This window comes from Phycisphaeraceae bacterium (assembly GCA_019636555.1).
Taxonomy (GTDB): Bacteria; Planctomycetota; Phycisphaerae; order Phycisphaerales; family UBA1924; genus JAFEBO01.
Map to the genome: position 1 here is coordinate 26,433 of JAHBXH010000001.1, position 14,998 is coordinate 41,430.

Consider the following 14,998-nt stretch of genomic DNA (forward strand, 5'->3'; position numbering starts at 1 on the left):
GGTGACAAGGGTGTCTCTAGTCCTTTCGCGCATCCTGCCAGTTGGTGAACTCCCGCCCTCTCCACGTCATCTTCGTCGGGTCGTAGTCATCGAATGTTCCCGCGTGCACATCCATAAATAGCAGGTTGGTTTTGCCGTTCTGCTGCTCCGGACGCCTGATGCCGTGCGCGAGTCGCTGGCCGCTGAAAAACACAACGGGCTGGTTCGCGTCGTCGGGATCGCAATCGGGCTGCAGGTTGGAATTGCCGTAGGGCTTGGCGTAGAGGTTCATCTGGTTGCTGTCGCCGACGAACACAAACTGCGAGGTGAACTGCACCTGCGATTCGCTGAGGCTCGTGTACATCGCCTTGTTGTAGAGGGCGGAGGTGTAACGGGCCTGCAGGAAATAGCAGAACGGCGCAAGGTCCTTCGGGCGAGCGGGGTCCGAATAGACGTCGTTGTTGCCGGAGAAGGGAAGGAGCTGCTCCGTCCATCCGGGACCGGGATCGTCACCGTTCTTGCCGTCGTCGGGCGTGCCGGCGACGCCCCAGTAATGCCAGGCCGACCAGTAAGGGAATGTGCCGCGGTTGTTGTCGGCGTAGAGCGTGAGCGAGGTGCCGATGCTCTTGAGGTTTGCCATGCACTTGGTGGTGCGGGCGGACTCGCGGGCGCCGGCGAGCGCGGGGAGAAGTATTCCGATGAGCGTGGCGATGATCGCGATGACGATGAGGAGTTCGATCAGCGTGAAGGCGCGGCGGATACGCATGGAGACCTCGCACAGGCAGTTCACCACGGAGGCACAGAGACACAGAGAGACGGAAAGAAGCCCGGAATGTGTATCGGCGAGGGTACCGGAGAGATTGCGAAATCGGAACAGGAGTTGAAGGCGCGCGGTGCAGATTTCGTTTCATCTGCGCGCGGATTCATGAAACACGCGCGATCGAGGCGCGTTTCAGAAAGCGTGAAAGTGTTTCATTCGCACCGAAACCGGCGTCGCGTGAGCTGGTGATGAGCAGCACGCGACGGTCTCAAGCTTTGGGCGAGATGGCGGTGCAAGGCACGAGCAGCGATTGGAGTGCCGCGGGCTCGACATTGCCGGGGGTGAAACCGCCGTCGGTGGCTTCTCGTTCGTAGAGGAGTCCTCGGGCGGAAACGGCGGCGAGAAGTGCCGCGAGCGCGAGCGGGCCGAGATACGAAAGCCGACCGGGTCGAGCGGCACTCCCTCCCCAGACGGCGAGGGAGCAAGCGAGAATGATCCAGATGAGAATGAACGGCTCGTGATAGCGCTGCCAGAGTTGCGGGTTGACGCTGTTGGCGATCGTGAAGCCGCCGAACGCGCCCAGCATGATCCAGCGGGCACGCGGGTTCATCGCCCGGAGAAAAGAAAAGAGAACGACCGCGCCGAGTGCCGCGAGCGGTGCGATGAGGACGGAAGTGTGCCCGGCGATGACGGGGAGGACCTTGACGGCGTGGAAGATCCCTGTGACGCGGCCCGCGGCGGGATTCTCCGTCGTCGCCGGGATGATCGCGATGACAAGTCCGCCGGCTGCGGCGGCCACCAGCAGGACGAGCTGTTCCTTGGCGAGCTTGGTGAGTGCTGCTCTCCAGAATTCAAAGTAGAAGACGCCCGCGATCGCAAGAAGCGATAGATCGAACGCAGGCCCCGCCCATTGGACGCTCGCGCCGTGCATGGGCTTGAATGAAGGCGGGGTGAGCCCGCCCCAGAGTTTGTAGAAGGCGTAGAGAACGACGAACGCGGGAAGCGTGAGGAGAAACGCGATGAGAGCGCGGGTGATGCGAGGTACGGTGCGTCCGCCGATGTCGTGACGACTAAAGAGAGGAGACTCGGAACGAGCGGCGCCGGCGCCGAGCCAGGCACCGAGCCAGATGATGCCCGCGGCCCAAAGGTGAATCTGGCGCGTGAAGACGAGCACGACGAGCAGTGCGCCGGCGACGATCCAAGTCCCGAAGTTCTGGCTGCGTCGGAGTGCGAGCAACAGCACGCAGAGCAGACCGAGCCAAGCGGCGTTGTCGGGAAGCAGCCAAACTCCGGAACTAAGCGTGTAGATGGAACAGATGAAGGGCAGACACACCGCGAGCACGCCGAAGGGAGACATTGCGCGGCGCATGCGCCAGGCGCAGGCGGACGCGAGTGTGGCGATGAGGATTGCGCTGATCGCGGCAGACGCGAGCTGAAGGCACAGGCGCTGGTCGCAGATATAACGTGCAACGAGGCTGAGGACCAGGTGATAGCCGGGAGTCGTCGCGGAGAGGTAGTCGCCGAGATCGGGGTGCGGGAGCTGTTCCGCGAACGCGCGGATCGCTTTTTCGTGATAGTTGAGGGAGTCGGACGCGCCGCGTCCCCGGTTCAAGCCCATCAGGATGAGCGGCAGCGCAAGGGCGAGAAACGCAAGCGGCGCGAGCAATGTCGCGGCGAAGATGCTCCGCCGGTATCGCCCAGTTGAAAATCCGGTCGTCTGATCCATGGAAAACGCGCCGAATTGGCCGGACAGATGCTATCGAAGTAATCGGTTGATCGGCACGCCGAACGCGCAAGAACCGCATGTGGGCGATCCGGGGAGCCGATAAGGTCGTAGGACATGGCGGATGTGGGATGTGGGATCTGCGATTGCGGATTGCGGATTGCGGAATCTGACGAGAATGGAATTGAGATTCTGGCATTAGGGCTTGCATGAATGTGAGCGAGATCAGATTGGACGAGGAGTCTCAATCGCGTGCGGGCGGCGCGGCGGATTACGTGCGCCTGCTTCGGCCGGTCCAATGGGCCAAGAGCGTGTTCCTGTTGATCGGCCCGGCGTACGGATACGCGAACCACGATTGGGACCCTTCGAGTTCACGGGCCGGTTGGGCGGCGCTGGTCCTCGCGGTCATCGCGTTTTCGCTGGCGAGCAGCGCCTGCTACATCGTCAACGACATCCTCGATGCGCCGGCGGACCGAAACCATCCGAGAAAGCGAAATCGGCCGATCGCGTCGGGCCGGGTGAGCGTGGGCGCCGCGATCGGGATTGCGCTCGGATTGGTCGTCGCAACCGCGCTCGCGATTCTTCTGATGGGCGGCACGGCGGCAATCTGGACAACGGCGATCATCGGCGTGTATGTGCTCAATGTGACGGCGTATTCGGCGATCCTGAAGCACATCGTCATCGCGGACGTGATCAGCCTCTCGCTCGGGTTTGTGCTGCGGGTGCTCGCGGGATGTGCCGCGGTGTCTGTGACCCCCACCACCTGGCTCTTGAATACCACGTTTTTTCTCGCGATGTTTCTGGCGTTTGGGAAGCGACTTGGAGAAAGGCGGAGTTTGGGGAGTGAAGGTGCCGCGGCGGCCAGGGGCGTGCAGGCCGGATACACGGATGATCTGCTGCGGCAGGCGGTGGTCGTTACTGCGGTCGTGACGCTGATGACGTATGCGATATACGTGCAGAGCCAGGATGTGAAGTACATGCTGGGGTTCAATTTGCTGTGGTTGACGGTGCTGCCCGCGACGTATGCGATGCTGCGGGCGATCGTGCTGCTCGAGCGGGGGACGTACGACGACCCGACGCTGCTGGCTTCAAAGGACCGGCCGTTTCAGCTCGGGGCGGCGGTGTTTGGGCTGATGACGCTGGGACTGATGCTGGCTCGCCATTGGCATTGGGTAGGGATGCCGCCGCCGAATCCGGCGGGTTAACGCAACTCTCGGCAGCGGCGGACCATACAAGAAAGACCTGCAAGAATGGAGACCCCGGGCGGGGCGTCTCATTCCTTTTCCCGATCTCTTCACAGGAGCCATCGATGCTTCGTTCTGATACATCACGGTTGTTTGCGCTGGCGCTTTGTCTTGCGGCGGGTTCGATTCTGGCAGTTGATTCGAGAGCTCTTGCTCAGGCGGGCCCGCCGGCGAATGCGCCGGGAGCCCAGGGCGCGGAGGCTCCGGCCAAGCCCAAGGACGATTCGGGCCTGAAGCCTTTCGAGGAAGTTTCGAAGGGCTACGAGAAAGTCATCAGCACGGCGGACGGCAAGGCGAGTCTGTACACGCTGTGGATGAAAGAAAAGGACGGCGGGCTGCTGGCGGAATTGCCCCCGGGCTGGGCGGGTCAGAAGCACTTCATCGCGATGACGATCGCGACCGGTGAGACGTTCGCGGGGTTGCAGTCGGGGCAGCTCTATGTGTATTGGAAGCGGCTCGATAATCGGATGATGCTGGTTGCACCCGAGACGGGCAACCGCTCGACCGGCGACGCCGAGAGCAAGGCGGGCGTGAAGCAGGTGTTCACCGATCGCGTGCTGATCGATGTGCCGATCGTCGCGATGGGGCCGGGCGGTCAGCCGGTGATTGATCTGAAAGACATGCTCGCAGGAAAGGTCAAAGAAATGTTTGCCGCGGGAGGCGGCGTGGGCGGGTTCCTCGGCTCCGGCCTTTCGGGCGCGAACGCGCGGCTGGCAGGACTGAAGAGCGCGAAGGCTTTCCCGGAAAACATCGAGATCAGCTACGAGATGCCGACGGCGGGCGGCAGAATGCAGGAATTCCACTATTCGATCAGCCGCATTCCGGACAGCACGGGCTATACGCCGCGGATTGCGGACGAGCGCATCGGATATTTCACGACGGTGTATCGCGACCTTGGCAAGTTCACCGAGCAGGACAAGTGGGTTCGTTACATCAACCGGTGGAATCTCGAGAAGGCCGATCCGCGTCTGAAGATCAGTCCGCCGAAGGAGCCGATCGTTTTCTACATCGAGCACACGACGCCGGTGCGCTATCGCCGGTATGTGCGCGAGGGTGTGCTGCGCTGGAACAAGGCGTTTGAGAAGATCGGGATCGCGGACGCGATCCAGGTGTATCAGCAGGATGCCGCGAGCGGCGCGCACATGGACAAGGACCCGGAGGATGTGCGATACAACTTCGTGCGCTGGGTGAGCAACGACATCGGGACGGCGATCGGTCCGAGCCGCGTGCACCCGCTGACGGGGCAGATCCTGGATGCGGACATCATCCTGACCGACGGGTGGATCCGGTATTTCGCGCAGAACTACAGCGAGATTCTGCCGGAGATCGCGATGCAGGGGATGACGCAGGAGACGATCGACTGGCTCGATGAGCACCCGCAGATTGATCCGCGGGTTCGGATGGCCGATCCGGGGCAGCGCGAGGCGGTCATCGAGCGGCTGAAGATGGAACGTGCCGATCCGCAAGCGGCGGCGCGCCGGGGCGTGCTCGGTTTCGGCGGGATGCCCGTGCCGACGACGGCCGAGCTCGCGGCGAATCCGGAGATGCTTCAGCAGCAGCTGAACCTGTCGAGCGCGCTCTGCTCGGCGGCGATGGGCAAGGGATTCGACATGGCGATGATGCGGATGCATCTCGACATCGTCGGTCTGAGCGCGAGCAACAACGGCGTGACGGGAGTTGCCGATGCGGGCGGCGCGAGCGTGAACATGCTGGACGGCGTGCCGGAATGGTTCATCGGTCCGCTGCTGGTGGATCTCGTCTCGCACGAGTGCGGACACACGCTGGGATTGCGGCACAATTTCAAGGGCTCGAGCATCTACACGCTGGCGCAGGTGAACAGCGCGGACGTGAAGGGCAAGAAGAGCTTCAGCGGATCGGTGATGGACTATGTGCCGATCAACATGAACGTTCCCGATGCCAAGCGACTGGAGGAATACCTCAGGAAGGAAGCGCAGGCGAAAAAGGCGGCGGAAGGGAAGAAGGATGGTGATGGCAAGCCGGAGAACGATTCGGAAGGCAAGCCTGACGGAAAGAAGGGGGATATTGCCGCCGCCGGAAGCGCCGGCGGGGCGGGGGGGAACGCGAGCCCGCTGGGCGGACCGGAAAAGCCGCAGGAACTGGGCGATTACGCGCAGGTGGACAACGGGCCGTACGACTATTGGGCGATCGAATACGGATACGGATTTGATGACCCCAAGAAAGTGCTGGCGCGCTGCAACGAGCCGGAACTCGCGTACGGGACCGACTGGGACCTGCAAGGACCGGATCCGCTGGTTCGTCAGTACGACTTCACGGCGAATCCGATCGACTACGCCAACAACCTGATGGACCTTGCGCGGTACCACCGCTCACGCCTGCTCGACCACTTCGTGAAAGAGGGAGATAGCTGGGCGAAAGCGAGAAGGGGTTACAACCTCACGCTCGCGTTCCAGACTCGGGCGGTCGCGATGATGGCGAGGCAAGTTGGCGGCTCGAGTGTTTCATACAGCAAGAAGGGCGACCCGGACGCCAGAGATCCGATCACACCGTTCCCGACCGACCGGCAGCGCGCGGCGCTCAAGTGGGTGATCGACAACACATTCAACGACGCGGCGTGGGACCTCTCGCCCGAACTGCTCGCGAAAATGACCAACGCGCGCTGGTTCGATCAGGGCGGATTCAGCGAAGCGATCGAGGATCCGGCGTACCCGATCCACGACCGCATCGCCGGGATCCAGACGACCGCGCTCGTGCTGGTCATGAACCCGACGACGCTCAGGCGGGTCTTCGACAGCGAGATGCGCTCGCCGGGAACGCAGGATGTGCTCACGCTGCCGGAGCTGATGGACACAGTGAGCAAGAGCGTGTGGACCGAGATCGACAAGGCGCCGGGGCAGCAGTACACGGCGCGGCTGCCGATGGCGTCGAGCCTGCGGCGGAATCTGCAAAGGCAGCACCTCGAGTTCCTGATCTTTCTGAGCGAGCCGAACGCGTTCTTCGGGGAGGCGAGCAAGCCGATCAGCAACCTTGCGCTGTATCAGTTGCGCACGATCCAGGACAAGATCAAGAACATCCTCGAGAGCAAGGGCGCGAGCGGACGGCTTGATCCGTACACGCTCTCGCATCTGACCGAGGCGAGCGAGCGGATCAAGGGCGTGCTGAACTCGACGTATATCTACAACCGGTAGAGAATATCTTGATAGTAGTTCTGTGCCCACGGACAACAGTTCGTGGGCTCTTTTTTGCGCTCGTGGCATGGGTGAATTCACCACAAAGAACACCGAGGACACAAAGAGCACAGAGCTTTGGGCGAATCGAATCCAGTGCAAGAGAGTCACATGGCGGCGCGCGGGGCATCAATGCGGTGCCTGGCACGCACCGCGATTGCTCCGCTGATCCGATGGGCGAATGCGGGGGCGCCGCAGAGCGCGGACGAAATGAAGGAACGCCGCTGAGTTTGTTTGACACGCGTGCGTGCGGCGGAGTCGAGTTGGGCGCATCCAGAGGCGAGATCGGCCGCGAACTGCACGAACTCGGCGGGCATCGCAGCGATATTCGCACGAAGCCCGGCGGCATTCAGCAGGCTCGACCCGACGCGCGAGGCGTGGGAGTGGCCTGCGAGTGTGACGACGGGCAGGCCCATCGAGAGCGCTTCGCAGGTCGTGGTCGTGCCGTTGTAGGGGAATGTGTCGAGCGCGATGTCGGCGCGGTTGTACGTTTCAAGATGAGCGCGGTAGTCGGGCGAATGGGGCGCGACTTCGATGCGGCCCGGATCGATACCCCGGGAAGCAAAGGCCGCGTTCAGGATCTCGCGGGTGCGTTTGTCGGCGAGCGTGCGCGATTTGAGGAGAAGCCGGGCGTGCGGCACGGCGCGGAGCACACCCGACCAGAGATCGAGCGTTGTATCCGTGATCTTCTGCTGCGCGTTGAACGAGCAGAAGACAACTTCGCCGGGCTTGGCCGTGCTGCGAATCTCGGGAGTGCGCGCGTCGGGCGAGAAGCAGAGAAAGCAGCCATCGAGACGGATCAGTTTCTCTGTTGAGAGCGATTCCGCGCCGGGGGGATCGGTGATGCCATCGACGATTCGGCAGTCCATCGAAGGAATTCCGGTTGTGCCGGCATAACCGAGGTATGTCATCTGAATCGGAGCGACCCGGCGCGCGAAGACACTCGGGCGCCCTGTGACGTGCAGGCCCGACAGGTCGATCGCGATGTCGGCGCGTGCTGTGCGAATGAGGCGGGTGATTTCTTCATCCGGCTTTCCCGCGGCGTCGACCCACTCGTCGCAAAGGCTCTTGAGCCTCGCCGTTGTCGAGTCCGGGGGGCCGAGCAAACTGACGCCGATCAGTACGGAACCGGAGCGCTCGCGATTCACCAGCCACGGCTCGAGAAAGCGCGCCACAGCGTGATCGCGGAAATCGCTGGAAACCAGGGCGATTCTGAGTGCCGCGCCGGGATCGCGGCTTGGCGGCTTCCAATCGGATGCGCCCACCGACTGCACGAGCGCTATTCCGGCGCGCCGGTGGATATCGGTCAATGCGTTGGGCTCGACGCCGTCGCAATAATGCAGCATGGTCGCGGCGGGGATGAGCACGCGGTGATCGAAGGGCGCGAGTTGAATCGCCCGAAGCAGTGCGTCGCGTGCCGCGCTTTGGCGCAAACTCTCGCCGAGAGCGCCGGCCCCCACAAGAAGCAAGAGCAAGTCATTCGGAAAGAGCATGAGCGCCGAGACCGCTTCGTCTCCCGCCTCACCCGATTTCCCGGCGGCGCGGAGCGCGTTGATCAAGCCCGAGCGGAAATTGGGCGCCTGCGGGAAGCGAGCGATTCCGTCGCGGAAATGCCGCGCCGCTTCGTCCGGCTTGCCGCATTCCTGTATGAGTTCGGCGGCGACGATGCGGACCTGGGGCTCGCTTGGGGTGTGGAGCGCCGATGCAAGGGCTCGGGAGGCCTGATATGCCGCGGGCTCCTTTTCGCCGAGCGCTCGGAGCACGTTCGCGAGCGTGATGAGCAACTGGGGATCGTTGGATGCGCGAGCGGCGCGTTCGAGGAGCGGGCGTGCCGCGGCAAATTCTCCTCGGTACAGGTGCTGCCGGATTTGGTCGTGCGCCGACATTCAGCCGGAGAGTACGGCGCACTTTGTGTGCCTTGCTATGTCGTTCGAAGCGATCTCCGTGATTCCCGGAGTCGGCAAGTCAGGATCGCCGGATCGGCAACTGGATATGAATCTCGAAGTACGTCGCGCCGTGAACGAACGGCCTGCCGATCCAGGACTCAAATCCCGGGTGATCATCGGGCACATAACCGCTTCGGGGAAGCCATGAGCCGTACAGCCAGTGCAGCGCGCGGAGTTCGAGCGCGATATCGCCCTTGATCTCGATCTCCGCGACAGTCATCGCGGGAAAGCGGAAGCGGCCGATTTCGCCGCGCGGATGAGCGAGTTCCCGTAGACGCGATGGCGGAATCTCCACCGCGACGTGATAGCGGCAATTCTCGAGCGCGGTGACTTCGGGGTTGTCCCACTGATAGCCGAGCCATTGGCTATCGGCGAGTCGATTTCGTTCGGCCCAAGCCATAAGCCCGTTCATCGCACGGACAACGCCCTCTCCCTGATACGGCTTGTCCACTCGGATATACGCGACGGTACGGGCGGGCAGATCACGGATGCGTACTTTGAATTCGTCCGGATTTGCGCGCGAGGGAAGCCGCTCGATGAGCCGCCCGGCGCTCATTTCATTCTCGTGCAGCTTCTTCGAGTGTGCGGTGCGCCAGGTATCAATATCGAAGGCTCGAGGGGGCACGCCGTAGCGCTGCTTGAACGAGCGGGAGAAATCGGAAGATGAAGCGAAGCCGCAGGCGAAGGCGATCGAAGTCAGCGAATCCTTGTGGGATCGCGCCATGAGGCCGAGCGCCTTTTCGAGACGCAGGCGCTTGGCGAAATCGGCAGGAGTCTCGCCGATTACGGCTTGGAAGACTCGGTGAAAGTGAAAAGGCGAGAGCATCGCGATCTTCGCGAGCCGATTGAGTCGAACGGGCTGATCGAGATGCGAAACGATGTGATCGATCGCGAGATTCACGCGTTCGAGGTATGCCGCGGGGGTGGAGGGCGATCGTTTGCTCGAGATTCGCAAGATCTGTCAAGACCTCCGGCAGGCGACCTGTACGATATGAACAACCGGTGGGGTGTGCGAAGAAAGCGAGGCTGGAGGAACCATGAAGGCGCGATTCGGTGCGGGAATAGCGGCAACTCTTGCGATTCTGCTCAATGCGGGACTCGTGTCTGCGCGGACCGAACCGGAGGCCAAGCCGGTTACGACTCCCTCAACCTCCGCTACCCCCGCCTCGCCGCTTGCGAAAGCGCTCGAAACGCTGAAGGCCGACGAAGGGATCTGGAGCGCCGAAGTCTCGTTCTGGCTCCGGCCCGGCGCCGACCCGATCAAGAGCAAGGCGACTGTTCATGCTTCGATGGACCTCGGTGGACATTTTCTTTCGCAGCGATTCGAGGGCACGTTCGGCCCGGAGATGGGGAACAAGCCGTGGACGAGTCTTTCGTACACGGGCTTCAACGCGTCCACCGGCGAATATGAAGCGGTGAGAATGGCAACGTCGAGCGCGACGATGATCAACGTTCGCGGCAAGGCCAAACCGGACGGCACGATCGAACTCTCGGGCACGTACGAGATGATGGGAGCCAAAGGGACCGAGCGCGACATCATCCGGCACGAAGGACCGGACAAGTGCATCATCGAAACGTGGATGTCGTTCGATGGTTCACCGGAATTCAAGGGCGCGGAGATGGTCTTGACGCGGATGAGCGGGAAGTCGCAGAACAAAGAAGGAGATGCTGGCATGGATTTGGGCAATTTTTCGGTGAGCCTCGCGGTCAAGGACATCGGCGCATCGCGCGCGTTCTACGAAAAGCTCGGCTTCAGCAAAGTCGGGGGAAATCAGTCGCAGAACTGGCTCATCATGCAGAATGCGACGAGCACGATCGGGCTCTTTCAGGGCATGCTTCCGAAGAACACGCTGACGTTCAATCCGGGCTGGGACCGCAGCTGCGCGACGCTGCCCGCATTCGATGATGTTCGAGAGATCCAGAAGTCGCTCAAGGTGAAGGGATTGGAACTCACCCTTGCCGCCGACGAAACAACCGCCGGCCCCGCGAGCCTGATGCTGATGGATCCCGACGGGAATCCCATTCTCGTCGATCAGCATGTCCCAAGGCCGGAGAAGTGAGCCGCTCGTTCAGGCCCGAACGACCGCACGCCGGAGAGATTCGAGCACTCGGTCGCGGGCGCTGCGGTCGGACTCGATCGCATCTCCGAGCGACCGCATCGGCGATGGAGCGATCGACTCCATCGCCTCGATCACAAGTTCCCCGATGCGGCCAAAGAGGATTTCGCCCCGGAGAAACGCGAGCACCGCTTCTTCGTTGGCGGCATTGAAGATCGCTCCCGATGTGCCCTCGGCGCGGATGACGGTGTACGCGAGCTCGAGGAGCGGAAACTTTTCACGGTCCGGCGGCTCGAACTGGAGCGCTGTCGACAACTCGCCAAGGTCGAGCGGCTTGACGAGCGAAGGTGCCCTCACGGGGAATGCCAGCGCCTGCTGGATCGGTCCGCGCATGTCGGGGTGGGCGAGCTGCGTGATCACGCTTGAATCATCGAATTCGACGAGAGCATGCGCAATCGATTGCGGATGCACGACGGCGTCGATTTTCTCGGCGGGCAGCGCGAACAACCAGTGCGCCTCGATAATCTCGAGCGCCTTGTTCATCAGGCTCGCGCTATCCACCGTCACCTTCTCGCCCATCGTCCACGTCGGGTGCTTGAGCGCTTCGACCTTGGTCGCTCGCTGCACGCGCGACTTTTCCCAGGTGCGAAAGGGTCCGCCGCTCGCGGTCAGAGTGACCTTCTTCACGCAGGCGGGCGGCTGGGCGAGGGCCGGATAAATCGGACCGCGCGCACAATCCGGCCCGCATTGCAAGCACTGCCAGACCGCCGCGTGTTCACTGTCGACGGGCAGCAGTTTCGCGCCGGATTTGTGTGCCGCGGGAACAACGAGCGAGCCCGCGGCAACAAGCGTTTCTTTGTTTGCGAGCGCAACATCGCGCCCGAGTTCGACCGCGACGAGTGTCGCCGGCAAGCCCGCGCTGCCGACAATCGCCGCGAGTACAACATCGCACTCGATTTCACGCACGAGCCGTTCCGCGGCATCCTGCCCTGTGAATCCACCGTTCGGCGCATCGCCGTTACCCTCAGAGAGCGCGAGATGCTTCACGCCGAAGCGCGCCGCCTGATCGGCGATCAGAGCTGCGCCTTTTCCCGCGGCAAGCCCCACAACCTCGAAATGTTTGGGAAACAGCCCCTTGTCGTGGAGCGCGTTGAGGTGCGCGACGACCTCGAGGGTTTGCGTCCCGATCGAGCCGGTGGAGCCGAGGATGAGGATGCGAGTCTTCACGCCAGAATCACGGCCCGCCGCCACCCTTCACCCTCGCACTCTACCGCATTACTCCGGCTTGGGCCGTTTGTTCAGTTCCGCGGGCGTCAGCTTGCGGCGCGATCCGTAGAGCAGCCGAGGCTTCGGCCCGGCGGGAGTCGGAGCCTGGGCCGGCTGGCCGCTTTGGTTGGCGTTGTAGCCCGAGTAGTCGCGCGTGCCGCGGCCGCCCGAGTTTCCGCCTCCGTCGCCCGCATTCTGAGCTTGCCCGCCGTGTTGCGACTGGCCTCCGCCCTGTCCCCCTCGGCCGCGTCCGCGGCGCCCTCGACGGCGCCGTCGCCCCCCGCGCTGCTCGCCTTCGTTTCCTGCTTGCGCAGCTCCATCCGCTGCTGCGGGTTCGGCGTTTCCATCGCGCGGCCGATCGCCCGATTGCACAGCCTCGACGTTTCGCTCGTCGCTCGGCTGATTCGCGGGTTGGCCGTCCTGCCTTTGCTGATCGCGACCGCGACCGCCCCGGCGACCACGCCGACGGCGACGGCGGCGGCCGCCGTGACCCTCGCCGGGCTGCCCGTCTGGCTGCAACTGCTCATCGCCGGTGTTCGACAGTTGCTGCTCGACGTCCTCTTCGACGATCTGGACGACCAGGTCCTCTTGCGACCCGCCGAGATCCTGCTTCGGCGGCGTCACACCGTCTTCGTCACCATGATCACCCATGATGATCACGCCGCGCTCGGTCTCGATGCGCCGGACATCCTGTACGCGCACATTTTCGGTGTGCGCAGCTTGCGGCTGCTGGCGCTGCGGCCCGGAAGAATGATCTCGCCGGCTCTTGTCGCGCCCTTGCCCGCCGCGCTGATTCCCGCGATTCTGCTCGCGGTCGTCGCGTCCGCGTCCACCTCGACGGCCCCTGCCTCCTCGTCGACGCCGCCCGCCACCTTGCGACTCGGCTTCGGCGGTCGCCGCCGCGGCCTCCTGCGCGTCGGAGCGGATCTGTTGATCCAGCTCTTCATCGGTAAGATGGACCGGTTCGTCACCGAGTTCGACGACTTCTTCGGTCGGCCCGCCGGCGGCGACATCGGCCTCATGGGTTTCGTCGCGCTCGGTCGCGGAATCGGAGGAGAATCCGCCGTCGTCGGTTCCGATCGACGGTTCCTCGATGACGATGAGTTCCGCGGGGCGCTTGCGGGGAAGCGGCTGCGTGAGATCGATGTCGGCGCCGAGCGTGTCGTACGCGTAGAACGTGACACGATCGACGGGCACGGCCTCGCTGACGCGGACATCGACCCGCTTGCCGCTGGAGCGCTCGATGCGGCTGAGCAGGTGGCGCTTGGCGCTGAGCAACTCGCCCGCGACGCGCGGGCTGACCACGAGTTCGACGCGCCCGACTTTGTCCACGTCGAGCAGTGCCGCGAGTTCGCGGAGCGCATCGCCCGCGACGCTCTCCGGCTTTTGCACAAGCCCGCGTCCGCGGCAGGTCGGGCAATCGGCGAAGTGAAGGCTCTCGGAGCTGGCCCGCATGCGCTGTCGGGTCATTTCGAGAATGCCGAATTGCGAGATCGTGGAAATCGTGGTGCGGGCGCGGTCGCGTTTGAGGCGTTCGCGGAAACGGCTCTCGATTTCCTTGCGGTGCGAGAGCGAGCGCATGTCGATCAGATCGTTGACGACGATGCCGCCCTGATCGCGCAGTCGCAACTGGCGACAGATCTCGTCGACCGCTTCAAGATTGGTCTGGTAGGCGTTTTCCTCGGCATCGCGCGATTCGCGGGACTTGCCGCTGTTGACGTCGATCGCGACCAAAGCTTCGGTCTGGTCGATGACGAGCCGCCCGCCCGAAGGAAGCGGAACCTCGCGCGCGTGGATATGCGCGATCTGCTCTTCAACCGCGAAAGCGTGATAGATCGGCGTGCGCCCGGGATAGTGGAGCAACTTCGTGCTCGTGCGAGGCGCGACAATCTTGAGGAAGCGGCTGGCGCGCTGGAGCGCCTGCTCGTTATCGATCACGATCTCGTCAATATCGGTGGTGAGCTGATCGCGGAGCGCACGGACGAGCAAATCGCTCTCGGCGTACAGAAGCCGCGGCTTATCGCCCTGGGCGCGCCGGCGTTCCATGTCCTTGTAGAGGCGCACGAGATACGCGAGGTCGCGCTTGAGTTCCATCTTCGTGCGCTCGAGGCCCGCGGTGCGCAGGATGAAACCGAATCCCTCGGGCAGATCGAGTTGGTCGAGGATCTCTCGCATCTTGCGGCGCTGCTCCTCGTCCTCGACCTTGCGCGACACCCCCACCTTGTCCATCTGCGGCATCATCACGAGGAAGCGGCCGGGAATCGACAGATAGCTCGTGAGCGTCGGGCCTTTGGTGCCCACGCCTTCTTTGAGGACCTGCACGAAGACTTCGTCGCCCCGGCGAAGCGCCGCCTGGATCGGCGGGCGCTCGCGGCGCGGCGTCTTGTGCCCGACCTGCTCTGTCGCGTCGTCGCTCTCGCCGGGGAAATAGCGCGGGTGCAGATCGCTGACGTGCAAGAACCCGTTGTCGCCCACGCCGAAATCAACGAACGCCGCCTGGATTGCCGGCTCGACATTGATGACTTTGCCGACGTAGATGTTGCCCACGCGGCTCTGCGCCGCAAACTTTTCGCTTGTGAACTCTTCGAGTCTGCCGTCTTCCACGATCGCGATCCGGCATTCCTCGCCGGGCACGTAGTTGATCAGCATCTGGGTCTTTGACTTGGCTTTGCTTTCACGAACCATTCCGAACTCCGAACTGGCGACGGGCAAGGAACCCGGAGCGCCGTGCGCGGCGATATCGCCGCGGGCAATAGAGCGCTCGCGCGTCGTGATTGCTTCAGAGAAAGCCCGAAGACCGCACCGGCGACGGGCCAC

The 14,998-nt window shown here is 63.3% G+C and carries 9 protein-coding genes; 3 read left to right on the forward strand and 6 right to left on the reverse strand.

Features of this window, described 5'->3' with window-relative positions; translation table 11 throughout:
* Positions 1-16: 16 nt before the first annotated feature.
* Both KF691_00095 and KF691_00100 read right to left on the reverse strand, forming a co-directional pair.
* Complete coding sequence (locus KF691_00095) at positions 17-745, reverse strand: DUF1559 domain-containing protein (GenBank protein ID MBX3387830.1); 729 nt, start codon at positions 743-745, stop codon at positions 17-19.
* Positions 746-1,007: 262 nt separating this feature from the next.
* Entirely contained in the window at positions 1,008-2,465 is a 1,458-nt protein-coding gene (locus tag KF691_00100) for a hypothetical protein (GenBank protein ID MBX3387831.1), read from the reverse strand.
* Positions 2,466-2,671: 206 nt separating this feature from the next.
* Here KF691_00100 and KF691_00105 point away from each other — a divergent pair, with 206 nt between their 5' ends.
* Together KF691_00105 and KF691_00110 are read left to right on the forward strand one after the other, a co-directional pair.
* Positions 2,672-3,667, forward strand: a complete 996-nt coding sequence (locus tag KF691_00105) for a UbiA prenyltransferase family protein (protein MBX3387832.1) — start codon at positions 2,672-2,674, stop codon at positions 3,665-3,667.
* 104 nt (positions 3,668-3,771) lie between these two features.
* Positions 3,772-6,873, forward strand: coding sequence for a zinc-dependent metalloprotease (locus tag KF691_00110; GenBank protein MBX3387833.1), 3,102 nt, complete (start codon positions 3,772-3,774; stop codon positions 6,871-6,873).
* 146 nt (positions 6,874-7,019) lie between these two features.
* Here KF691_00110 and KF691_00115 read toward each other — a convergent pair whose 3' ends face one another.
* Positions 7,020-8,798: a tetratricopeptide repeat protein gene (locus KF691_00115; protein ID MBX3387834.1), complete on the reverse strand. Its 1,779-nt coding sequence runs from the start codon at positions 8,796-8,798 to the stop codon at positions 7,020-7,022.
* A gap of 79 nt (positions 8,799-8,877) precedes the next feature.
* A complete protein-coding gene (locus KF691_00120) occupies positions 8,878-9,813 on the reverse strand; it encodes a helix-turn-helix domain-containing protein (protein MBX3387835.1) in 936 nt (311 codons plus the stop codon).
* 82 nt (positions 9,814-9,895) lie between these two features.
* Here KF691_00120 and KF691_00125 point away from each other — a divergent pair, with 82 nt between their 5' ends.
* Entirely contained in the window at positions 9,896-10,918 is a 1,023-nt protein-coding gene (locus KF691_00125) for a DUF1579 family protein (GenBank protein ID MBX3387836.1), read from the forward strand.
* Positions 10,919-10,927: 9 nt separating this feature from the next.
* Here the strand turns inward: KF691_00125 and dxr are convergent, their stop codons facing one another.
* The gene (gene dxr, locus KF691_00130) at positions 10,928-12,166 is read right to left on the reverse strand and encodes a 1-deoxy-D-xylulose-5-phosphate reductoisomerase (protein ID MBX3387837.1); all 1,239 of its coding nucleotides are present in this window, start codon (positions 12,164-12,166) and stop codon (positions 10,928-10,930) included.
* A gap of 24 nt (positions 12,167-12,190) precedes the next feature.
* Positions 12,191-14,866, reverse strand: coding sequence for an Rne/Rng family ribonuclease (locus KF691_00135; GenBank protein MBX3387838.1), 2,676 nt, complete (start codon positions 14,864-14,866; stop codon positions 12,191-12,193).
* Positions 14,867-14,998 lie beyond the last annotated feature (132 nt).